The sequence below is a fragment of the Bradyrhizobium sp. HKCCYLS1011 genome, assembly GCF_051167795.1.
Lineage (GTDB): Bacteria > Pseudomonadota > Alphaproteobacteria > Rhizobiales > Xanthobacteraceae > Bradyrhizobium.
Genome location: NZ_JBNPTT010000013.1, coordinates 120,148 through 143,381, shown reverse-complemented (window position 1 = coordinate 143,381; position 23,234 = coordinate 120,148). Strand labels below are relative to the sequence as shown.

The 23,234-nt window shown below is 59.7% G+C and carries 14 protein-coding genes; 5 read left to right on the top strand and 9 right to left on the bottom strand.

The features are described from left to right. Positions 1–4 precede the first annotated feature (4 nt). Positions 5–1,918: an SDR family NAD(P)-dependent oxidoreductase gene (locus tag ACQR1W_RS34655; protein WP_434854972.1), complete on the top strand. Its 1,914-nt coding sequence runs from the start codon at positions 5–7 to the stop codon at positions 1,916–1,918. On the opposite strand, the gene ACQR1W_RS34650 is transcribed toward ACQR1W_RS34655, so the two are convergent. The 6 genes from ACQR1W_RS34650 to ACQR1W_RS34625 form a co-directional block, all read right to left on the bottom strand. Continuing rightward, positions 1,904–2,932, bottom strand: coding sequence for an MraY family glycosyltransferase (locus tag ACQR1W_RS34650; protein ID WP_434854971.1), 1,029 nt, complete (start codon positions 2,930–2,932; stop codon positions 1,904–1,906). The two genes, ACQR1W_RS34655 and ACQR1W_RS34650, sit on opposite strands and share 15 nt — an antisense overlap. After that, positions 2,929–4,083: a glycosyltransferase family 4 protein gene (locus ACQR1W_RS34645; RefSeq protein ID WP_434854970.1), complete on the bottom strand. Its 1,155-nt coding sequence runs from the start codon at positions 4,081–4,083 to the stop codon at positions 2,929–2,931. The genes ACQR1W_RS34650 and ACQR1W_RS34645 overlap by 4 nt, the downstream gene beginning before the upstream one ends. 120 nt (positions 4,084–4,203) lie before the next feature. Beyond that, positions 4,204–5,427, bottom strand: coding sequence for an acyltransferase family protein (locus ACQR1W_RS34640; RefSeq protein WP_434854969.1), 1,224 nt, complete (start codon positions 5,425–5,427; stop codon positions 4,204–4,206). 132 nt (positions 5,428–5,559) lie between these two features. Continuing rightward, a complete protein-coding gene (locus ACQR1W_RS34635; protein WP_434854968.1) occupies positions 5,560–8,670 on the bottom strand; it encodes an NF038122 family metalloprotease in 3,111 nt (1,036 codons plus the stop codon). A gap of 605 nt (positions 8,671–9,275) precedes the next feature. Then, the gene (locus tag ACQR1W_RS34630; protein ID WP_434854967.1) at positions 9,276–10,403 is read right to left on the bottom strand and encodes an acyltransferase family protein; all 1,128 of its coding nucleotides are present in this window, start codon (positions 10,401–10,403) and stop codon (positions 9,276–9,278) included. Between the two features lie 353 nt (positions 10,404–10,756). Continuing rightward, positions 10,757–12,736, bottom strand: coding sequence for an acyltransferase family protein (locus tag ACQR1W_RS34625; RefSeq protein ID WP_434854966.1), 1,980 nt, complete (start codon positions 12,734–12,736; stop codon positions 10,757–10,759). Positions 12,737–13,338: 602 nt separating this feature from the next. Here ACQR1W_RS34625 and ACQR1W_RS34620 point away from each other — a divergent pair. After that, positions 13,339–15,279, top strand: coding sequence for an acyltransferase family protein (locus tag ACQR1W_RS34620; protein ID WP_434854965.1), 1,941 nt, complete (start codon positions 13,339–13,341; stop codon positions 15,277–15,279). A gap of 55 nt (positions 15,280–15,334) precedes the next feature. Further along, complete coding sequence (locus tag ACQR1W_RS34615; protein WP_434854964.1) at positions 15,335–16,570, top strand: hypothetical protein; 1,236 nt, start codon at positions 15,335–15,337, stop codon at positions 16,568–16,570. Here ACQR1W_RS34615 and ACQR1W_RS34610 read toward each other — a convergent pair. From ACQR1W_RS34610 to ACQR1W_RS34600, 3 genes are all read right to left on the bottom strand, one after another. After that, a complete protein-coding gene (locus tag ACQR1W_RS34610) occupies positions 16,473–18,488 on the bottom strand; it encodes a hypothetical protein (RefSeq protein ID WP_434854963.1) in 2,016 nt (671 codons plus the stop codon). The genes ACQR1W_RS34615 and ACQR1W_RS34610 overlap by 98 nt on opposite strands. Positions 18,489–18,761: 273 nt before the next feature. Then, a complete protein-coding gene (locus tag ACQR1W_RS34605) occupies positions 18,762–19,496 on the bottom strand; it encodes an ABC transporter ATP-binding protein (RefSeq protein ID WP_434854962.1) in 735 nt (244 codons plus the stop codon). A 71-nt stretch (positions 19,497–19,567) separates the two neighbouring features. Further along, entirely contained in the window at positions 19,568–20,452 is an 885-nt protein-coding gene (locus ACQR1W_RS34600) for an ABC transporter permease (protein ID WP_434854961.1), read from the bottom strand. 488 nt (positions 20,453–20,940) lie between these two features. Here ACQR1W_RS34600 and ACQR1W_RS34595 point away from each other — a divergent pair, with 488 nt between their 5' ends. Both ACQR1W_RS34595 and ACQR1W_RS34590 read left to right on the top strand, forming a co-directional pair. After that, the gene (locus ACQR1W_RS34595; protein WP_434854960.1) at positions 20,941–22,446 is read left to right on the top strand and encodes a PfkB family carbohydrate kinase; all 1,506 of its coding nucleotides are present in this window, start codon (positions 20,941–20,943) and stop codon (positions 22,444–22,446) included. 11 nt (positions 22,447–22,457) lie between these two features. Then, entirely contained in the window at positions 22,458–23,180 is a 723-nt protein-coding gene (locus ACQR1W_RS34590; RefSeq protein ID WP_434854959.1) for a nucleotidyltransferase family protein, read from the top strand. The last annotated feature ends 54 nt before the right edge of the window (positions 23,181–23,234 follow it).

Here is a 23,234-nt window from a genome sequence, read left to right as displayed (position 1 = left end):
TTGCATGACACGTCTCTCCCATCTGACGTATCGCAATGTGCTGATTGCGGCCCACGACATCCTGGTCAGCGTCGCGGCGCTGTTCGCGGCATTCTACATTCGCTTCGAGGGCGCCAGCGCATTCTGGGACCGGGTTCCGCTGCTGCTGCAGGTCCTGCCTTATTTCATCGCCTTCAGCTTCGTCGTCTTCTATCTGTCGAACCTGATGACCACCAAATGGCGGTTCATCTCGCTGCCCGACGCGCTCAACATCGTCCGTGTGGCGACCGTGCTGACGATAGCGCTCCTCGCGCTCGACTACATCATCGTCGCACCGAATGTGCGCGGCACATTCTTCTTCGGCAAGCTCACCATCATCCTGTTCTGGTTCCTGGAGATCTTTGCACTCAGCGCGCTCCGCTTCGCCTACCGCTATTTCCGCTACACGCGGGTGCGCCATCACGCCAAGACGGAGGATGCTGCACCATCGCTTCTGATCGGGCGCACGGCTGATGCGGAAGTGGTGTTGCGAGGCATCGAGAGCGGGGCGGTGAAGCGGGTGTGGCCGATCGGCATCCTGTCGCCGTCGATCTCTGATCGCGGACAGATCATCCGCAACGTTCCGGTGTTGGGCGGGATCGACGACGTCGAGGATGTCGCGGCCGATTTCGCGCGACGAGGAAAGCCGATCGCGCGCGCCCTGATGACGCCGTCGGCCTTCGAGCCGGAGCTCCACCCCGAAACGTTTCTGATGCGGGCGCGTCGGCTCGGGCTGATCGTGAGCCGCCTGCCGTCACTCGAAAGCGGCGAGGCGCCGCGGCTCGCGCCGGTGGCGGTCGAGGACCTGTTGTTGCGGCCGAGCGAGAAGATCGATTACGGGCGGCTGGAAGCGCTGGTGAAGGGCAAGGCGGTCGTCGTCACCGGCGGCGGCGGCTCGATCGGCGCGGAAGTCTGCCATCGCGTCGTGACCTTCGGCGCAGCGCGGCTCTTGATCCTGGAAAACTCTGAGCCTGCGCTCTATGCGATTACCGAGACGCTCGTGGCGGCGAACGAGGGCGGCGCAGCCGTGGAAGGCCGTATTGCCGATATCCGCGACCGCGAGCGGGTCTTCCGGCTGATCTCCGAATTCCAGCCCGATCTGGTGTTCCATGCGGCAGCGCTGAAGCACGTGCCGATCCTCGAGCGCGATTGGAGTGAAGGCGTCAAGACCAACATCTTCGGCTCGATCAATGTCGCTGACGCCGCCGTGGCAGCCGGCGCCGAGGCCATGGTGATGATCTCGACCGACAAGGCGATTGAGCCGGTCTCGATGCTCGGCCTGACCAAGCGCTTTGCCGAAATGTATTGCCAGGCGCTGGACCGCGAATTGGCTGGGCGGCCGGGAGGGCGGCCACCGATGCGGCTGATTTCGGTTCGCTTCGGCAATGTGCTGGCCTCGAATGGCTCGGTGGTGCCGAAGTTCAAGGCGCAGATCGAGGCGGGCGGTCCGGTCACGGTCACGCATCCGGACATGGTTCGCTATTTCATGACCATCCGCGAGGCGTGCGACCTCGTCATCACCGCAGCCTCGCACGCGCTGGCGCCCGAGCGGCCGGGCGTCTCGGTCTATGTGCTCAACATGGGCCAGCCTGTCAGAATCGTCGAGCTCGCCGAGCGCATGATCCGCCTTTCCGGTCTGCAGCCCGGCTACGACATCGAGATCGTCTTCTCCGGCATCCGGCCGGGCGAGCGCCTGAACGAGATCCTGTTCGCGAGCGAAGAGCCGCCCGTCGAGATCGGCGTGGCCGGCATCATGGCGGCGAAGCCGAATGAGCCGCCGATGCTGGCTTTGAAGAAATGGATCGCTGCGCTGGACCAGGCGATCACGCGCGATGACCCCGTCACCATCAAGGCGGTTCTGAAAGACGCCGTGCCGGAGTTCGGCTCAACCGCCGCGTGATGCCCGCGCCTCGCGAGGCTGCGAAAAACGGCGGAGCACGAGGGCGACGGCAGCGACGCCGATGATCAGCAGCACCAGGCCGGCGCTCAGCGATGCGTATGCGATCGATGCGCCTGAAAGTCCCGCAAGCACCAGGTTGAGCAGGAACACCTCGCCCACCACCTGGGTCACGGTGAAGCCGTTGTCGGTCGCGCGCTGGTAGAAATGCGTGCGGTGCGCCGCCCAGAAGGGCTCGCCGCGCAGCATCCGCCGCAACAGCGTCAAGGTCGCGTCGGCGAGATAATAGAGCGGCAGCATTAGCGCAGCCACGACGTGGCCGCGCCAGGCGAGCTCCAGCAGGCACCAGCCGAGCAAGAGGCCGATCGGCAGGCTGCCGACATCGCCGAGAAACACCTTTGCCACCGGCCGATTGAACGGGGCGAAGCCGAGCAGGGCACCGCACAGCGTCGCCGCGATGACCGTGGCCGGCAGCGGCAACAGGCCGGACAGGCCGATGGCTGCGAGGGCTGCCGTTATCGGCACCGCCTCCGCCACCGTCATCAGGTCCAGCCCGTCCATGAAATTGACGAGGTTGACGAACCACAGGCCGCCGATCAGCAACAGCGTACGCTCGATTGCCAATGGGATCGGGAGGATTCTCAGGTCGTCCGGTGCGGTGTAGACGACCAGACCGACCGCGAGCGCCTGCAGGAGCAGGCGCGGCAGCACGGGAATCGGCCTGATGTCGTCGACCAGCCCGACCAGCGCGATCAGCGGCGTGGCGACGAACAGCAAAGCCGGCGGCGCGGCGCCGGTTGCCAACGCGTAGCCGCCCCCGATCAGAAGCGTGGCCCCGATCACCGCGATCCCCGCGCCTTGCGGCGTCGGCACCTTGTGGGAGGAACGGGCATTCGGCCGCGCCAGGGCGTAGCGCTGTAACAGCGGGCGTAGCGCGATGATCGAGACCGAGCAGACGATGGCCGTCGCAATGGCAGCCAGCAACAGCGTTACGATATTGGGAGCAGCGATTATCATAGGACGGCGGCGCCGGCTGTCAGCCGGTCATAGAGTGCGACCACCGAACGGCCGATGATCCCGGCCGAGAGCTTGTCTTCGACCAGTTGCCGGGCAGCCTTGCCATATCGCGCACGCAAGTCCGGCGATTGCGCGAGCCGTTTCATCGCGTCGGCCAGCGCGACCGGGCTCTCGATCGGGACCGCCAATCCGGTCTGGCCGTTGATTGCAATCTCACGGCAGCCGGGCGCGTCGGTCGAGACCAGCGGGCGGCCGCAGGCGGCGGCCTCCAGCAGGCTCACTGGCAGACCCTCGCGGTGCGACGGCAGCACCGCGATATGGCAGCGCTGCCACAGCTCGGTGATATCCTTGATCTGGCCGAGCAGCATGATCCCGGCTTCGCGCCGCCACTGCTCGATTTCGTCCGGCGAGACCGAAGCCGGGTTGGCAGCATCGGGACTGCCGGCGATCAGCAGGTTGAAATCATGTCCTTCGGCGCGCAACAGCCTGTGCGCCGCGACTAAGGCGCGGATGCCCTTGTCGGTGAGAAGGCGTCCGGCAAAACCAAAGCTGATCGGTCCGTCAGGTTCGGGCAAGGGTTGAAAGCGATCGGTGTCGACGCCTGATCCGGGGATCAGCGCAATCTTTTCCGGCCGGACTCCGAGCGCGCTCAGCGCGTCGCGATCGTCGGGGTTCTGCACCAACACGAAGCCTGAGGATCGGTTCATCAGGCGGGGCAGCAACCACACCATGGCCTGCTTGGTCACCCGTGAACGCAGTGTGGCCGAGGTGAAGACATAGCCCAATCCGGTGATGGCATTGACCACGGGAATGGAGCTGCCGAGCGCCGCCAGCGAGCCCAGCACGCTCGCCTGCAGGCCGGAATGGTGCACGACATCGGGTTTGACCGCCGTCTCGACCGCGCGGATCGCCCGGACCGTCGGCAGCGCCGCCGACGGTGACAGCCCGCCCCGCTGGAACGGGATCGGATGCAGGATGAAGCGCTCAGCTGCGATCGCGGAGGCGCCCGCATTGACGTTGGTCGCGACATGCACCTCATAGCCGGCATCGCGCGCGGCGCGCGCCATCGGCAGGCGGTGCATCAGGAAGGCGTAATCCTCGTTCGCGACATAAAGGAGTCGTCGCGGCGCGGCGGGGTAGGGCGGGTGCATTCGGCTCACGATAGCGGTGGGTCGAAGGCGCCGTATACGGCAAGCCGGCGCTTTCCGCGAGGGGTTATCGGCACCGGTGTAGGTGATGAGCGTCGTGCGCCGTCGTTGACCAGGTATGGATCATTTGCGCTCTGAGCCACCCAGAAGCCTATGTCCGACAGACCTGAACAGAAGTTGGGCCGGTCGTTCATACCGGGTGTAGCAGGCTCTCGATACCAGGATGGCCATGGCCATCCCGACCATCACCCAGAGCTCAGGTATCGGAAACTGCAAACGCGTCGTCGCTCGCGAGAGCGCCCAGATCACGGGATCGTGCAGCAAGTACAGCGAATAGCTCGCTTGGCCGCCCCACACCATGAGTGGCAGGCCCATGAGTTGCGCCGCGCGTGACTTCTCAGTTGACGCAGCGAGACAAAGGCCAGCAAACAGGATCACGCATGCCGAGGTATCGACCATTGAGAACTGCGATCGCATCTGATCGACCGCGGCAATCGCCGCCACGCAGAGGGCAAAGGTAAGATCGGCCCATAGCCGGGGCAGTCGTCCTCCCGCGAGAACGACCTGAGCCGCCGCGACGCCGATGAGAAAGGATGGCAACCGCATGAGCGGTGAGTGATAACCGAGCCAGAACAGGAAGGATGCTCCACTCGATTGATCCACGTCCGCGTAAGTGAAGCCGAGCTTCAGGATCAGATCGGTATATTTCACGAATCCCACGGCCATGATCGCGCCGAGGGCTCCGATCCCGAGTAGCGCGGCCAGGGCCCCCCATTTGCTCAACCGGTTCGCAACGGGCGCAAGGAATGGATAAACAACGTAGAAAAACGCTTCAGTCGCGAGCGACCACATCACGCCCAACAGCGGATTGGAAATCGCGTTGAAGATATACCTGGAGTCATCGACTCGCCAGAACCACCAACTGGTGGTGAAGGTCAGGAAAAATGGGGCTGATCTCACCAGCGGCGCAGAGTTCTGCTTCGCCACGAGTTCATAGAGAAATCCGATGACAAAGACGACCAGGAAGAGCGGATAAAGTCTGGACCAGCGCGCAATGAAGAAATCTCGCAGGCCGCCCGGCTGCTGCACGCTAAGGCGATAGTTCCAGTGGATCACGAAACCGCTGAGGACAAAGAACAATGTCATCCCGACATTTGCCAGATGCGTCAGCGTCCAGACCGTCAGCGTCATGTTGTCCCAGTCGCCGGGCGGATGGATCTGATAGGTCGCGTGCGAGGCCATAACGGAAAAGGCCGCGACGAAACGGATACCATCAAGGGCAGCTATATGACGCAGCGGGACCGGCGAGCCGCACCCAGGCGTGGTCCAAGATGACGCGGCTTCCAAAAGTCCGATCCTAACATGACGAACGGTCAACTTCGCCGAAAGTCATTTCCGGCGGGCGGTATGGGCTGATTATGCATGGGGGAGGGACGACCGTCCATCGGCTCCGTCGGTGGTCATGCGTCGCCGCCACGCTCAAACGAAATGGAAGTCATGCAGTTGGGCCAACTGCTGCGCGACAGTGAGCGGTTGCGGAGGACTTGTGTGGGCCTGGTCGAAGACGGCACCGCCCGACGGATGATCGTCGTGTGCTGCGGCGATCAGGGCGTTGAGGCCTGTCGTCGCGGACTGGACCGACTGAGCGACTGGGGCAAAATCAACGCTGTTGGGGGGGCTAAAGTTGGGCGCGAATACGAACGTATCGTGGACCGTGGAACTGGGGACGACCGGACCGGCGCTCGTGGCGAGAATGGTGGCCGCAATGACCGGTGTTCCGCCGTTGCCACTGTCAGAGAAGTGGAAGTTGTCCTGAGCCGGGACCAAGCTCGTCTGCACCGACTGAGTTGCAGCCGGCGTGGTTGCGGGAGCCGTTCCTGACGGAATGCCGATGGTGCCGTCGCCATTGAGGTCCTGATGGAAGGTGTTTTCGTAGGCTTCAAAAGCGCTGGCAGTTCCCGATACGCCATTGAGAAGGTCCTTGACGTAGTTGCCACTGCCGTCGACGTTCCAAATGATGTAAAGGCCCGAGGTGGTGTTCTTCCACGCAACATCGTAGCCCCCGGACACAGCTTCTGCGCCGACCGGTGTCCAGGCGCCGAATTCGCCGGAGTAGACGGGAGCGCCTTGATACATCAGTCCGGGGCCGCTATTGCCGCCAACCGGTACCATAAAATAGTTGCTCTCGACCTGCAGCAGGCTAGTTGCACCCGATGTCTCGATATTTGTGCCCGCAAGCCCGATCGTGCCGTCCCCGTTGAGATCCTGGTGAAAGGTAATCTCATAGGACTCCAAGACAGCGTTGGTTGTCGGCGCGCCGTTAATGATGTCCTTGACGTAGTTGCCGCTGCTGTCGACATTCCAGATGATGTAAAGGCCTGAGGAGGTGTTCTTCCAGGCGACATCGTAGCCGCTCGACACCGCTTCCGCACCGATCGGTGTCCAGGCGCCGAATTCGCCGGAGTAGACCGGTGTGCCTTGATACATCAGTTCCGGACCAGTGCCGCCGGCCGTCGGATTGAGCAGGTAGTTGACGCCGAGCTGCATCAGGCTTGTCGTGCCGAGTCCTTCGATTGTGGTGCCTACGAGCCCGATGGTGCCGTCGCCGTTGAGATCCTGGTGAAAAGTCGTCTCATAGGACTCTAGGACAGCGTTGGTCGACGACGCGCCGTTGATGATGTCCCTGACGTAGTTGCCGCTGCTGTCGACATTCCAGATGATGTAGAGGCCTGAGGAGGTGTTCATCCAGGCGACATCGTAGCCGCTCGACACCGCTTCCGCACCGATCGGTGTCCAGGCGCCGAATTCGCCGGAGTAGACCGGTGCGCCTTGATACATCAGTTCAGGACCAGTGCCGCCGGCAACCGGATTGAGCAGGTAGTTGGCGCCGACCTGCGTGAGGCTTGTCGCGCCGAGTCCCTCGATCGTGGTGCCTACGAGCCCGATCGTGCCGTCCCCGTTGAGATCCTGGTGAAAGATCGTCTCATAGGATTCCAAAACGCCATTGGTGGCCGACGCGCCGTTGATGATGTCTTTGACGTAATTTCCGCTGCCGTCAACATTCCAAATGATGTAAAGGCCGGAGGAGGTGTTCTTCCAGGCGACATCGTAGCCGCCTGACACCGCTTCGGCGCCGATTGGCGTCCAGGCGCCGAATTCGCCTGATGTGACCGGCGCGCCCTGGTACGTCAGTTCAGGACCAGTGCCGCCGGCGCTCGAATTGAGTAGGTAGTTGACACCGACCTGCATTAGGCTCGTCGTACCAAGTCCCTCGATCGTGCTGCCTACGAGCCCGATGGTGCCGTCGCCGTTGAGATCCTGGTGAAAGGTTGTCTCGTAGGATTCCAAAACGGCATTGGTTGCCGACGCGCCGTTGATGATGTCCTTGACGTAGTTTCCGCTGCCGTCGACATTCCAGATGATGTAAAGGCCGGAGGAGGTGTTCTTCCAGGCGACATCGTAGCCGCCGGATACCGCTTCGGCCCCGATCGGCGTCCAGGCGCCGAATTCGCCAAGTGTGACCGGCGCGCCCTGGTACGTCAATTCCGGTCCGCTGCCGCTAGCGACGGAGTTGAGGAAGTAGTGATAGCCGACCTGAACGAGGCTGGTGGACCCCTGCGCCTCAATGGTGCTGAACGTGTTGGCGGTCAGGTGAAACCCGAGCGCATCGAGCTGCTGGAGATCAACCGAGGTCAGCTGCTGTAGGGTATTGCCGGTGTAATATTCGTTGAACGGGTCGTTCGCGCCCTGCACGCCGCTATTGAGGAAATCGCTGGCGTCGGAAGACTGGCCGTAGTCCGCGATCTTCGTGGATCCGCCGTTCAACGAGAAGTATGCCGCTGACGCGGTGCTGCCGCCCGTGAACAGTCGAACGCCCGGGCTGGTAAAACGATAAAAATCGAAAATATCCGGCTGCGGTCCATAGGGCACACGGCCCATCGCGTGCGTCAGTTCGTGAAGTGCGACTCCGACCAGCAAATTCGGATTGATATCGGTCGCGAAGGTGGCGCTGCCATCGTCCGTGCTGGTGTCATTGGCACCCAACAAACCCCAGAGCTTCAGCTGGGCATTCCAGACTGCGACGCTGGACTGACCCTGGATTGTCGATCCGGTCGGCAACGCGATGAAAGTCGCGTCGCTCGCGCTTGCATTGTTCACGAGGTCGGCCTTGACAGCCGAATAACTCATCCATTGACCATTGTCAGGTGCAGCGGCCGCTCCGCCACCCGTGCCGCTGTAGTCAATATTGAAGTTCAGGGTGATATGGTCGGAAATCGCTGCGCTCAGCAGCGCCGCCGCCTGCTGGATTCCGGCTCGGAAGCTGGCGGGCGCGGCCAAGGCGGCCGCATCGAAGATGAGATTGATCGTAAGGCCGCCGGATGTTTCCGACACCACAGAACTGATGCCGCCCGAACTAGAGTTCGAGGCGCTGACCGCAGCCTGGGCCTCGATCGCCTCGTCAGGGATGACGACCGGGGTCGACGGAAGGGTGTTCTCCGGAGCAGCGGCCATCGATGGAACGACGTACAAACCGTCATCGCCGTCCAGAGAGTTGTCCTGCGCGCCAAGCAGTCCCGGTTTGTGGCTCATCTTCGCCCCTGCAATACTCAACGTCTCGACTGCGAGCCCTGGCTCGAACCCTGACCCATTGCCGTTGTGCTCCGGCCGATGCTCAGCGTAAGGATTGTGACGACGACGTTAATTCGGTCTTTACAGCGCCAGTGTGGTCCCGCTAGCGCCGCTTCCAGGCCGACTGCCACCGAGCAAGGATATTGGGCTGTCAAGACATTAACATCAAGATCATCCGCGCCGCTTGGCCGAATCAGCGGCGAACTTACGCGTTATTCTCGACGGCTGCTCGGGAGAAATCTTGGGATAGACCGCGCCGAGTTCCGATTGTTTGGGGCGAGTGGCTGGAGCGGAGGGCGTCTTAACGCGCATGTGCATTGAGCGATCACGAGGTGGTCGGAACGCTGCGCTGAGTAGGCCTGCTGGATGTCGCCCGGAACTTGCGAGCGGCTGTCGCGGTCGCCGCAAACTGACATTGACGGCAAGAGCGCCGGGCACGGCAAGCTCCGAAGTCCACGAGCTATTGGGGACGTGTGGCAAACCGATTTTTGCTTGCGATGTGACGTTGCTACACGGGTCTGGAGAGCCGATCACCCTCCGTCGCCATAGGCGGAAGAAGTTCGTCTTCAATTTGTGCTTTTGCTTGGAATCGATAGGGTCATCGCAGAGCCCGCTGAAGCTCGGGCCTCTCTCGTTCTGTACAATCTGTCGATGCAGTTTTGCAGAAAAGATGTGAGCGGCTTCTCAACGACACGATGGCTAATTATCGATACTGCGATGACCTCGCTCAGGATGAGAATAGAGTAGATGACCCGGTGGTCAGCGGGACCAAAGGTTTTGACGAGGATGTCGGGCGGCTCCGTAAGGACGAGCCAATGTGCGATGTACATCGAATACGACGCTTCGCCAAGTTGGACAAAGACGTTGCGAGGCGAAATTCGATTTGACCAATCACAGAGCACGACGGCGACAAAGAGCAGAGCGCTGCCGATACCCCATGTGAGAACTCGATCGCGCGGACTAGGGCTTTCTGTCCAGCAGATCAATCCGATTCCCAGTAGAGCGATTGGAATTGCATACCTGAGTCGGAGGGTTATGCCTGAGCGAAAGGCGAGTGCTATCCAAGCCCCGAAGATGAATTCCAAGATAATGGGCGACGCCAAGTATCGAATCCAGAAAAAGGAATTCGTAAATGACCCAATGAGCTCACTTAACGTTACCAAGCCGATCAAAGCTGCGCTTAGGGCGAGAACCACATTGAGGCGCTGCTTTAGCCAAAGGAGGGAGGCAAAGATGAGATAAAAAAACATCTCGTAATTCAGCGTCCATCCCGGAATCAAGATCGGGCTGACCTGACCTGTCCCTCGCGGGATGGGGAGAAAAAAGAGCGATGCAAGCAAATTCCGCCATACCGGTTGGATCGACTCCAGGCCCGGGCCGCCATAGTAAAAGTAGATCGAGCATTGGAATGCGGTTGCCGCCCAATAAAGCGGAGCAATTCTCGCAACCCGTCGAAGCATGAATTTGCCGGAAGCTCCTGGCGAGCCGAATAGGCCTTCCGACGCGTAGACCATGATGAAGCCGGAGATGACGAAGAAAAGGTCGACGCCAGCATTGCCCAAGATGAATCCGGGAATCGGGTTAAGGCCCATCATCGAGAGCGAGGCGCTCAGGTGGGCCAGCGTCACCTCGAAGGCTGCAACGGCGCGCAGTATTTGGACGGACTCGATGCGGCTTTGGCGAAAGGAAGGCATTCCATTTCCAAAAGTGTCTCGACCTTCTGCTCCTTACCATCACAGCTGGTCCGGGATCAAACACGAGGCGGCGGTAACCGATGCCAGCCATTGGAGTTTTTGGATCGACGTGTCGATCGAGCAACACTCCAAACCCGGCCAACATAGTGTCAGCAGCGCTGATAGTCTCGACAGCGCGGATACAAGAGGCGTGATGGTCGAAGCCATCCAGCCAAGACAGGCGGTCGGACTGCTTGCGCCTCACTGTTTCGGGGTCACGCGGCTTTTCGAGACCGGGTCAACAACCAAACCAAGCGGCCGCTACGAATCTAGGACGGCCTCGCGGACGTCGGCAATTGGGAGAGCGAGTCGGACTAGCGAAGGAAGTTCAAATACCCTACGTGGTGGATCAGCGTACTAAGCGACAAGTGGTCATAGTCTTTTAGGACAGGGAAGCCATCGGACGTGATGGCAGGACAACCTGTATCATTGCACAACGAGTCCATTGGATCGATCACCCTCGCGCCGACCCTCGTCGCAATCTCCCTGACGCGCGAACGATAGGGTTCCGTCCTCTCGATCGCCTCGGCGCGTGACAGAGCGACACCCGCGTTGATCTGAATCCCGGACAAAATATTGCGCCGAACCAGCGACCGTGGCGCTAAATCGCTGCCAAAGGGGTTGTCGAGAATGACGTCGACTTCTCTTCCGTCTCGGCGCAGAGCCGTCAGAAGCTGCTCTAGCTCCGCGTCGAGCGATCGCATCTCATTCTCAGAGGGCGAAGAGCCACCCTTGGTCCCGACTGTTTGAAACAGTCCGGTTCCACAACAGCGAATCTCGTAGTCAATTTTCGGGCTGCCGTATTTGATCGACCAGAAATAGCTGACCACGACGCGTGTGATTGCCTGGTCATTTGCAATCTTGTTGAGAAGGTCCTGCGGTATGCCGAATCTTGACATTACAGAATAGAACATGAGTTGCGGGGAGGGCCGATCTGCGGAGCTGTTCAAGCTTGCGACGATCGCGTTGATATACTGCTCTGCGTGGCTATCACCAATGAGTAAGATCTTGTTCTCCGTATTTGCCCTCCATGAGACGAAATTGTACTTCGGGTCGTGAAATGCACCTGGAGGTTCGGGGTAACCAGCGAAGTCCCAAGCATCGATTATCTTTTGGATGTTCGCATCGTAGTGCCTCCCCCAACGCCCAGCCGTTAAGCCCAGCGCGACTGCTAAGGCCATGAAACCTGCAAGGCCGGTTGCCAATCGGAACTTAGCGCGCTTGTTCGTACGAATGGGATATTCGACGAACTGAAACGTGAGCCATGCAAGCGCGAGACTTAAGCTGACTGCTAGGACGCGGGAAGTAAGGTCGATCGACTTACCCTCAATGATGGTCCAAAACGAAAATATCGGCCAATGCCAGAGGTATAAGGGGTAGCTGATCAGCCCCACAAAGACGAACGGACGGGTAGATAATAGGAAGCGATTCAACGAAACTGCCGGGCCTGACAGTATCAGTAGTGCGGTACCGAGGGTGGCCATCACGTTGATAAGGACAGGACGAGCAAAAAGCGAAGTCGTTAGCGATCCGAAAAAGCTCAACCCAATCAGAAATAGCCCCAAAATACTAAAACTGGATCCGTAAAAGCTGCGGCCAGCCGACTTGGGAGCTAAGGTTTTCGGCGCCAAGCATGCGCAGGCCGCGCCAAGCATAAGCTCCCAAGCCCGGCCAAGTGGAGAGAAGAACGCTGAGATAGGAGAGCTGAACACATAAACCAAGAAAGAAATCAGACCGATCGCCGCAACGAGGAGTGGCCACTTGATTCGCGTCCTCCATGCGAGCCAGCTGATGATCGGAAAGACGAGGTAGAACTGTTCCTCAATAGCGAGTGACCAAAGGTGCATAAGCGGCTTCAACGTAGTCGCAACGTCGAAATAGCTTGACTCGCGCCACAAAACGAAATTTTCAACGAATCCGGCGCCCGCAGCGGCGTGGCGGCCGAACACGGCGAACTCGTTTGGCAGCATTACGTTTCGGGCGACCAGAAGCGAAACGATGAGTACGAGGATCAGGGCAGGAAAAATCCGCCGAATCCGATGAGCGTAGAACTCCGCAAATGAGAACTTCTTCTGCTCCAGGCTCCGGAAAATAATCGTCGATATCAGATAGCCGGAAATGACGAAAAAGACATCCACACCTAGGAAACCGCCGGGAACCTCGCCCGGGAAGGCGTGATACCCGAGGACTCCGAGGATGGCGATCGCACGCAGTCCATCAACATCAGGTCTGTAATTCTGGTGAACATTATGCTCCGTCAGCAAATTGCCTTCGGAGATTGGGCGCGTTAGCATGTGCCTTCCTCGAAAGCATTCTTCCGAAAATCGGAACGGTGGCGGAGAAGCGGTGGCATTATGTGTCTGGATGTTTCACCGAAACAAATGTCCCATTACCACTTGAGGTGCGCGACGATCAACACATGCGGTAGTTCCGAGCCGCTTTTTGCTAGGCGTGGTCGCGCGGCAACAGTCGCCCTGATGCGGTGTGTCTTCCCTGATGCCATCCTGAGCGCATCTCCTGCCGATCAATCTACGTTGCGGCCGTCGCGGATTGCGGAGACGCGTCATCCTGGATCGCGGTTGCGGCATTGACGCGGCAGCTCCGCGCGATGATGCGCTCTTGCGGTCGCGTTGGCTGAGCGGCTTGAGGCTCGTGCACTCGATCCTGAACACTTGACTGGAGTAGGCTCGGCTTGCGTCGCGAGCAATTCTACCGGGCGGTGCTGGTTGCTCACGTCGGGCGCCGGTCTCGCCGCGCTGGAGCCGGTGGGCGACCGAAATGAGCCTGGAACTCCGGCAAGTCGCGTTCGATTTCCAAGTGTGTGCCAATAGGCAAACGCAGAGGTTGCGTCGATACGGAGAGTATGCGATTTTCGTGCCGAAACGGGGGGCTTGCATTGGAAGTCAAATATCGGACGGACATCGACGGGCTGCGCGCCGTCGCGGTTCTTGCCGTGGTTGTCTACCACGCGGTCCCATCGCTTATTCCTGGTGGGTTTTTCGGCGTCGACATCTTCTTTGTGATCTCAGGATACCTGATCACCGGGATCATTCACCGCGCCCTCTCCGAGGGACGCTTTAGTGTCGCAGAGTTCTATGTTCGCCGTGTTCGGCGCATTTTTCCTGCCTTGATCCTCGTCGTCTCCGCCACATTTGCGATCGGTTGGTTCGTTTTGCCGACGCATGAGATGCAATCGTTAGGTAGTAATATTGCCGGAGGCGCTCTGTTCGCACAGAATTTCGTGTTGCTCGGACAGATCGGCTATTTCGATGTTGCGGCTAACCTGAAGCCACTCCTGCATCTCTGGTCGCTTGGGATTGAGGAGCAGTATTACGTTGTATGGCCGTTGATACTGCTGCTGGTCTGCAGATGGCGCCTGAGCGCCTTGCACGTCGCGCTGGCGCTGGCCCTGGCCTCATTCGTGGCATGTCTGCTGGTCGGAGAGACGGCTCCACAGTACGCTTTTTATCTCCCTGGCACGCGGGCATGGGAGCTATTGGTAGGATCTGCCCTCGCGCTATGGCACGGCGGCAATTTCCTGGGGCGGCCAAACACGAGGACAAGCGCCGCGATCTCGATTGTCGCAGCGCTGATCATCGCCGGAAGTTTTTGGATCTACAGTCCGTCTTTTCGCGATCCTGGTTGGTTCACACTGTTGCCCGTGCTGGCCACCGCCGCCCTGGTTGGATGCAGTGAAACCGTCGTCCATCGTGCGCTCTCAACGCCTCTGGCTGTGCTCCTGGGACTGATCAGTTATCCGCTCTATCTGTGGCATTTTCCTTTGATGGCATATGCGCATATTCTGTTCGGTGATAATCTGAGTGCGCCCTACATGCTTGTGATTGTGGTCATCAGCTTTCCCGCGGCTTGGCTCACGTATCGGGTCGTTGAAACTCCGTTACGATACGGCAAGAAACGCGTATTGACGAAAGTCGTAGGGCTCATCACGGCGATGGCTCTGTTGGGATGCGTCGGGATCGCGGCCGCCTCGACCGGGTTGCCGCAGCGTTTGCCGCGCGAAGCCCTGGCGCTGGAAGCCGCTCAAGATTGGAGGGAAGATAAGGCCCTCTATGCTGCCCCAAAGATCGTGATCCTCGGCGACAGTCACGCCGGCCAGTGGGAGCCGGGTTTGAGAAGCGTTTTTCACGATCGGGTGGTGAACGCGTCCATGGCAGGGTGTCCATCCTTGTTGGGGCTGGACGTGTGGGCTAACGGTCTTGGCAAGGGTAACTGCGCTCCGCACACCGAGAATGTATTCCGAGACGTGATCTCCAAGGACTCCGTCGAGTACGTGATCATTTCGAATTACGTTATCTTTTACGTAACGGGAATTGTTCTTGGCGACCGCGCTCAGCCGTGGGGGATGGCGCTTTCCAACTCTAACGCCACCGACGGGCGTACGATCTACGAGCAGGCTTTCAAAGCAACTGTTGATGCTCTATTGAAGCTGAACAAGAAGGTCATCGTTATAAAGGATGTACCCGAACTGGGTTTCAAACTGTCCGAATGTATCCCGAGAATTCTCGTAGGCCAAAGAAGAAGCGTATGCGGAATTGAATCCGAAGAGTACCGGAAGAGAGTTCAAGAGTTCAAACTGTATGAGGACGAACTTCTGGACGCGTACAGGGACAAGATTGCTGTATACGATCCGGCGCCCCAACTTTGTGATGAACATTTTTGCTATGCGACGAAAGATGGGCAGTTCCTGTATCGGGATTCCCACCATCTCAGTGCTGCAGGTTCGGCCTACCTTTCGCGGGAATTGCTCGCCTATTTCAGCGAAAAGAGCGAGATAGGCTTGTTGCCTCAGGACCACGCTCGCTCCGCTGTCCCTTGACTTGGCGCGTTGAGAATTGTCCCGGTGCTGCGCGCCTTAGTTGAGGAAAATCGACATGATACCACTGCTGTTTGTAGTTCCCGTATGGGGCGAGAGTTACGTCCGTACTTTCATTGACTATTGCGTTCCGGCCCAGTTGGCGCCAGGCAACATCCCATCGTTGCGCGATAGCCGCCATCGATATCTGATCTTCACAAAACAAGCAGATCATCAGCGCTTTCTGGACTCGCCCGTATTCCAGAAGCTGACTGGGCATATCGACGTCGAGTTCCAGTTCGTTGACGACTGGCTCGGCCAAGATAAATACCGGATCAACAGCCTCTGCTACATGAAGGGATTGGAGGCGGCCTTTCGGCTTGGCGCGGCGGCTGTCCTGCTCAATGCCGATCATCTTATCGCAGATGGTTCGGTTGTTGCGTTCGAGAGGATCCTGGCGACGGGAAAGCGAGTCGTCGAGGTGCCCGGACCACGTGCGGTCAAAGCCGACCTCGGTGAGGCACTCGGAAAGTTTCGTACCAATGACGGTGCGATCAGCGTCGGCGCCACCGAACTGTCTGCGCTCTGGCTGAAGCATATCCACCCGTTGCTTGCGATGCATTTCGTGGAGGGCGAACAGGATGGGCCGTTCCATCCGGCGCATCTTTATTGGCGGGTAGGTAACGAAGGCATCATAGCGCGTTGCTGTCAGGTCTATCCGATTGTGGTCTATCCGAACCGGCCGTCGGTCTCCTTCAACTCGACCACTGATGACGATCTGGTGGCCAATCTCGGTTTTTCGTCCCGCGAAATCTATTTGTGCAAGGACAGCCGCGAGGTGTTCGCCTGCGAGCTCAGTGACCCCGATCACTTCGTTGGGACCATGGCACGACGCGGCGATTTGAAGCGCTACATGGACTTTTATCTCGAGAACCCACCCCATAACCGGCGCAACCTGGAACGGGAGATCTTGATTCCCGGCGTCGATCAATTGGGGGCGGATTGGGTCTTGCGCCGCAGAGAGAGCGCAGCATTCGTATCCATGATACTCCGCAAGTGCCGCGGCGAGGAGCTGCGGCGTTTGTACTGGTACGGCGTTGTCGGCCAAGGCCGCAAGGCGGCGAAATGGGCCATTGCGCGGATAAGCTTCTGTGAGTCCTGCCAGCGTGCAATGCTGGATGCAGGCCGCCTTGCTCAGCAGGCCCTCATTATCATGATTAAGGGGCCGCCCGCGCAGCGCTGGCGCGTGGTGAAGGCGATTCCGAGAAAGCTTGGTGGCGGATTGCGGCGGATTGCGGGGACGCGCAAGAGCTAGTCGTTCTCGGACGCGTGCCACGCCGAAAGCGGACAAGAATACTGCTGCAGGACTCAGGACACGACGAAAGTCTGTTTCTCAGCCGCCGGTTGTTGACCGCGGTCAATCCCCAGACGATTGAAAGAAGGCCGGCGAGCAATGGGAGAAAGAGAACGCTCTTTGCATTTATGCTGACCAGGCGATTGAGCAGGAGCACTTCCATTGCACGCAGCCATCGCTTGATCCGCCCGCCGGCGAAGGTTGCGGTGACCTCGAAGTCCAGCCATTCGTCAGGAAGGAAATCCTGAATGATGATCGGCAGCTTGCCCGAAAGATCGTGGGCCGTCGATCCGAGGTTCCAGTTCTCGGCATATATCGCAATTTCGACGTCCTCATCGAACAGTGATGAGATCTGCGCGAAGATGGTTCGGACCGCACGGAGGCTGCCGTCGACCACATGAAGCAGGACGTTGCCATATCGTGTAGAGGATGATCCTTCGTCCCGAGCCTGCAGATCAAGGACCGTGTCGAGCTCCACATGATCGAATGACGCCAACTGCGGATCCGGTCGCGTCAGGAAACTTCCCGTGCTGTACAGCATCAGGCTTCTGCGTTGGCGCCGCTCGCCAAGGCCATCCAGCCAGTTGAGGACAAGACGAATATCCAGCCAGTTGTGTCGCCAGATCGGGACTTTCGAAGCTCTCCCGAAATGTTGGCGCAACCGGTCGATCAAGCTGGACCGGGATGGACTGGAAAGCTTGGTCTCGAGGGGGTCCTCGGACTTTGGCGCAAGCGATTGGAGTTGGTCCGGAGGAACTCCGCCGAGTTCGGCGATAAATCGTTGCGTGGGCGGGCGCGCTTTGAGCCAAGTGTTGAACCAGACGGTCCAATAGGGATGATCAAGGTGACTGACCGGGCGCGGCGACATCAACCTACACAGCGCCGTCATATAGGTAAAGGCCTGAGCGCGAACCGCCGGAAGATTGGCCGGCAGCTCGCCCGAGTGAAAGACGAAGTCATGCTCCGCGACGAAACGATGCTCACGCGTGGTCCAGCGCGATAGCTCCGCCGCAATCTCCACTTGATTAGGCCGACCGCAGCGGAGGCGTTGGTTTTCCTGTGCCGTCCGCTGCAACTCTAGCATGAAGAAATCATCCGAGTCCCCCAGCGCTGTCATTCGCCCGGAGGGGACCAGTTCCGGGACAAACCCGTAGTCACTATATGAATTCACCGGCGGCATCGGCCGCTCGGGTTTGATCATCGGTACGAAGATCAGATAATTTCTTGCCAGGAGCGTCGAGCCATCCACCTGCCAATAGAGGTGATTATATTCGTTGCACCGGACGAGCCCCTGCGTGATGGTCTTGGCGATCACAGTCGGATGCAGATTCTTCAGAGCTATACGCACCATCTCGCGCGGCCCCATCTCGAGGCAAGCCGTGGCGGGATTAACAGCATCCAGGAGAACCGTGGCGGTGGGTTCCGAGCAGACGCGCAAGGATGGCGCGAACACGGCCGCATGTCCTTCCTTGATTTTCCAGTAAAGCGTTCGGAGTGAGCCATTAGCGACAACAAAATCAGCATTCATAAAAATAAAATAAGTGCTGGTCTGCTCTTCGCCGCTGTCGCGTATGCCCCGCGCATAGGCGAGCGTAAGAGTGATTCCGAAGTTCCCGCCCGGGATCAGATCGTCGATAAATATGAATCGCACGGGGCAGAGTGCGCCCAAGGCGCCATACGCCGGCTCGCGGTCGAAGAACGGCACACTGCCCCGCTGTGTCATGATCAGGACCTCAAGGTCCGTCTCTTGCGCAAGAACGGGCAGATTTCCCGACGCCAGCAGCGCGGGCAAGGCTATCTGCGAAAACTCCCGGACGTATCGGTCACCCCAGACCACGACCAGAAGCTTGACTTTTTGCCGGCCGGTCATGGTGCGCAACAGGTCGCGCGTTGAGCGGAAAGCGCCAGGCTGCTCTTATGGAAGGTCGTCGTCGCACCCGATTCGCAAGAAGTTGTGAGAGCCGGTTTCACCGAGCTGTCATGAGGGGTCGAGCAATTCATGCGCATTCGGCCGAATTTTGCTTGGGCGTCGTCAATTGCACCTTTAGCAACAATCGATGCGGAAATCCAAACTCTAATACGACCACAACGGGAACCGAACTGCGGCCACAACGGGAACCGGCTTCCTCACCAACCAGCAGCGAGGGCATTCTCACCCATGATCCCGGGTGCTCCAGGTGTGATATTCGCGCCAGACGTCCGCCGGGTTGCCATCACTGCGGATTGCGCCCTTTTCGAACCACATGGCACGGGTGCAGTTGTCCCTGATGATCTCTTCGGAATGCGAGGCGATGAAGAGAATGCCCGTGCGTCCAAGCAGGCCCTCCAGGCGCGCCTGCGCCTTTTTGACGAAAGACGCATCTCCCGTTCCGATCCATTCGTCCATCAGGAGAATGTCGGGTGTGATCGAGGTCGAGATTGCGAAGGCAAGACGGAGCATCATGCCGCTGGAATAGGTGCGCACCGGCATTGCCAGGAAATCGCCGAGCTCGGTGACATCGGCGATGTCGTCGATATGCGCGTCGATTTCCTGCGGCGTGAGACCGAGCAGGAGGCAGCGAATACGGATGTTTTCATAGCCGTTGGCTTCCATGTCCATGCCCAGGGTCAGATCGATCAGCGATCCGACATGGCCGCACACGGAGATCGTCCCCGCCATCGGCTCATAGACGCCGGCGACTGCGCGCAGAAGGGTCGACTTGCCGGCACCGTTGTGGCCGATCAGTCCGATATGCTCGCCATGTTCCGCTGTGAACGAGACGTCGTTCAGCGCAGACACCACGACGCGGTGATCGGTGCCGACACCGATTTTGCCGCCGGTCGTGTATTCCAGGACGGAACGTTTGAGGGATCGTCCATGCGCGGAATAGATCGGAAATTCGATCATGACATGATCGAATTTCACCGAAGTCGCAGATTTACGACTGGTTGCTGGCTGGAGCATTGAGGGTCCTGAACTCAGAGCCAATAGGCGATACGGTGGCGGGTCCTTGCGAACAACCGGAACGCCAAATACGAGCCCGCTGCCGCAAAAAGCACGAGGACGGGGTAGGTGAGCGCGGGTGGCGCCTGCCCGAGCATCGGCGCCCGCACGGCTTCGATCAGATAATAGAACGGGTTCAGCTGGTAGATGAAGCTAAGGCGTGGGGGCAGCGTACCCGGCCGATACATCACCGGCGTCACGAAGAACAGGATCTGCAGCAGATTGCCGATGATCGGCGGCAGGTCGCGAAAGCGCGTGCAGAGGATGCCGATGATCAGCGAGATCCAGACGAAGTTGATCAGCATCAGGGCGAGGCCCGGGATCAAGAGCACGAGGTGCCAATTCAGCAGCGACGGCTGCCATAGATACAGCAGCACCATCACTGAGACGTTGTGAGCGTTGATGATGAAGTTGCGAAAGATGGTTCGCAAAATATGCAACAGCTGCGGGATGCCGCCCTGCTTGATCAGGCCCTCTGCGCCCGAGAAAGCGGTGGCGCTCTCGTTGATGGTGCCGGTGCAGAAGTTCCAGACGATGAAGCCGCCGGCAAGGTAGGGCAGGAAGGAGTGTACGTCCTGTTTGAACAGTCCCGCATAGACCGTGCCCAGCGTCAGCACCAGGATCGCCATGCTGATGGTGATCCAGAAGGGGCCGAGTACTGCGCGCCGATAGCGCTGCTTGACGTCGAGCCAGCCGAGCGAGATCCACAAATGCCACCGGCGCAGCGCGCCCGTTACATCCTGGATCGTAGCATCCCGCTTGGAGCTGGCTGCGCCAAAATGCACGACAATCGGCAACTCGTCTGAAGCGTCGCGCAGCTGCTGCTGTGCGCTCGTATGTTCGACCAAACCTGTTGTCATTCGGAATGCTTTGCTGGACCCCTAATTCGGGGGCTGTATAGGCCATATCCCCAGTCCAATCAACCGAGGCCAGTCGGACGAAACAGTGCAAAACCAGTCAATTAGAGCGCGGCGTCCAGCAAAAAGGAGGATCCTGGAGCTCTCGCGTGAAACGGTGGCGCGTAGCCCTTGACGCCAACGCGCTTGAGGCCTCTGTCAGAGGCTCGGCCGTTGCGGACGAATTTGCTTTTACGCAAGAGCTGTGGCTTGCGGCTTGCATCGCTCTCCACTTAATCGCTCGCGGCAATCGGGCGCACGGAAACGCGAAGCATATCATGAGTTTAAAGACAAGGCGTCGGCGGCGTGGTTCCAGGAGCGGCAACAAAATTCGATGATCTCGCTTCTCTCTCGGGCCTAGTTGGGCTAATTCGTTTCCCCGCTTATGCCGCGCGCGAGTCGAGCAGGATCATGGACTGCGCGCCGAGGGCCGTGAACTGGAGGCAAGATCCTTGCACCAAACGATTGACACGGCGCACGGCGACGTCGTGTGTCAGACGATCCGCGCTTCGTGCGAACCCGACCAGACGATCGCGTTCGTCTCCGGCAATTTCAATGTCGTGCATCCCGGACATCTCCGGCTCTTGAAGTTCGCCGCCGAGCAGGCCGACGTTCTCGTTGTGGGCGTCAATCCGGATTCTACGCCTGGCGTGACGCTGGCGCAGGATATGCGCCTCGACAATGTGCGCTCGATCTCGTTTGTGCATCATGTAGTGCGTTTGGAAGATTCCCCGACCGCCTTCATCCGCCAGCTTCAGCCGACGGTGGTTGTCAAGGGCAAGGAGTTCGAGGACCGCGACAATCCCGAGCAGGAGGCGGTCGATGCTTATGGCGGTCGGCTGCTGTTTTCGTCCGGTGAATTGCGTTTCACCTCGCTTGCGCTGCTCGAGCGCGACGCCAACGTCGACATCTCCACGGTCCGCAAGCCGCTCGAATTTCCCAAGCGTCATGGCTTCGACATCTCGCAGCTGAAGGGGCTGCTCGGCAAGCTTGCCGGGATGCGGGTGGCCGTGATCGGCGATCTGATTGTCGATGAATATGTCACCTGCGATGCCGTCGGCATGTCGCAGGAGGATCCGACCATCGTGGTGACGCCGCTGATGACGCGCACCTTCGTCGGGGGTGCCGGCGCTGTTGCTGCCCACGCGCATGGCCTCGGCGCGGACGTCAATTTTTTCACCCTCGTCGGCGACGACGAGGCGGCCCGCTTCGCGCGCAATACGTTGGAGCAGCATGGCGTCCACTTCAATCACTTCACAGATTCGAGCCGGCCGACCACCCGCAAGCAGCGTTTCCGTGCGCTGAACAAGACGCTGCTGCGGGTCAATCATCTGCGTCAGCACGCGGCCGATGGGGAAATTCAGAGGCAGATGCTGGCTGCGGTCGAGCGGGCGCTCAAGACCAGCGATCTGCTGTTGTTCTCCTGCTTCAACTACGGCTGCCTGCCGCAGGATTTGGTGGATGCGATCGCCGATCAGGCGCGATCCCGAGGCGTCATGATGGCCGCCGACAGCCAAGTCTCGTCGCAGACCGGCGACGTCTCGCGTTTCAAGGGCATGACCCTGCTGACGCCGACCGAGCGCGAGGCGCGTGTCGCACTCAACGATTTCATCTCGGGGCTCGCGGTCATCAGCGAGCGGCTGGTGGAGCGCGCCCGCACCAAAAACCTCGTCATCACCCTCGGCGCGGAAGGTGCGCTGATCAATACGATGGCAGACGGCATCTTCACTTCGGATCGCCTGCCGGCTTTCAATCCGTCGCCGAAGGACGTGTCCGGTGCGGGCGACAGCTTCTTCATGGCATCGTCGATGGGCCTGCGCGCAGGCGCCGACATCTGGCAGGCGTCCTATCTCGGCTCGCTGGCCGCGGCCTTGCAGGTCTCCCGCGTCGGCAACCTGCCCCTGACGACGGCAGAGCTGGTCCGCGAAATCGACGAGGCCGGCTTCAGCCACGAGTGACGGATACACTGATGCGCGCGCTCCTTCTTGCGGCCGGAATCGGCAGCCGGCTGCGGCCGTTGACCAACACCACGCCAAAATGCCTGGTTACAGTGCACGATCGCCCGCTGCTCGACTATTGGCTCGATCTGGTCTTCGAGGGCGGCATCGAGCGCGCGCTGCTCAATACCCATTGGCTTGCGGATCAGGTCCGCGCCCACGTGGCGCAGTCGCCCTGGCGCTCCCGCATCGATCTGGTTCACGAGGATGAGCTGCTCGGGACTGGCGGCACCGTGCTTGCCAACCGCGAATGGTTCGGGGGCCGGCCATTTCTGGTCGCCCACGCCGACAACCTGACCGATTTCGACGTGGCGGGCCTGATCGCTGCCCACGACAAGCGGCCGGCTGGCTGCATCATGTCGATGCTCGCGTTCCGGACCGACGACCCGAACTCCTGCGGCATTCTGGAATTGGACCGCCAGAACAGGGTGATCGCCTTTCACGAAAAAGTCCCGAACCCGCCCGGGAACCTCGCCAATGGTGCGGTCTATATTTTTGAGCCCGAGGTGATCGACGATATCGCGGCACTCGGAAAAGCCGTCGTCGATCTCTCCACCGAAATCATCCCGAACTATTTGGGACGAATTTTATGCGTGGAAACTGCAGGTTATCACCGGGACATCGGCAACCCGGAAAGCTTGCGCCGGGCGCATTTGGAGTTTAAGCACAAGCCGCGCCATGGTGGGGGCGGTTGAGGGCGGCTGTCGTCGCTGGGGCTGATCGCGTTTTTCCTGCCATAGTCGACAGAT

Coding starts and splice junctions, on each gene's coding strand:
- ACQR1W_RS34655 (WP_434854972.1), top strand. CDS start 5: ATGACACGTCTCTCCCATCTGACGTATCGCAATGTGCTGATTGCGGCC.
- ACQR1W_RS34650 (WP_434854971.1), bottom strand. CDS start 2,932: ATGATAATCGCTGCTCCCAATATCGTAACGCTGTTGCTGGCTGCCATT.
- ACQR1W_RS34645 (WP_434854970.1), bottom strand. CDS start 4,083: ATGCACCCGCCCTACCCCGCCGCGCCGCGACGACTCCTTTATGTCGCG.
- ACQR1W_RS34635 (WP_434854968.1), bottom strand. CDS start 8,670: ATGAGCCACAAACCGGGACTGCTTGGCGCGCAGGACAACTCTCTGGAC.
- ACQR1W_RS34630 (WP_434854967.1), bottom strand. CDS start 10,403: ATGCCTTCCTTTCGCCAAAGCCGCATCGAGTCCGTCCAAATACTGCGC.
- ACQR1W_RS34625 (WP_434854966.1), bottom strand. CDS start 12,736: ATGCTAACGCGCCCAATCTCCGAAGGCAATTTGCTGACGGAGCATAAT.
- ACQR1W_RS34615 (WP_434854964.1), top strand. CDS start 15,335: ATGATACCACTGCTGTTTGTAGTTCCCGTATGGGGCGAGAGTTACGTC.
- ACQR1W_RS34605 (WP_434854962.1), bottom strand. CDS start 19,496: ATGATCGAATTTCCGATCTATTCCGCGCATGGACGATCCCTCAAACGT.
- ACQR1W_RS34600 (WP_434854961.1), bottom strand. CDS start 20,452: ATGACAACAGGTTTGGTCGAACATACGAGCGCACAGCAGCAGCTGCGC.
- ACQR1W_RS34590 (WP_434854959.1), top strand. CDS start 22,458: ATGCGCGCGCTCCTTCTTGCGGCCGGAATCGGCAGCCGGCTGCGGCCG.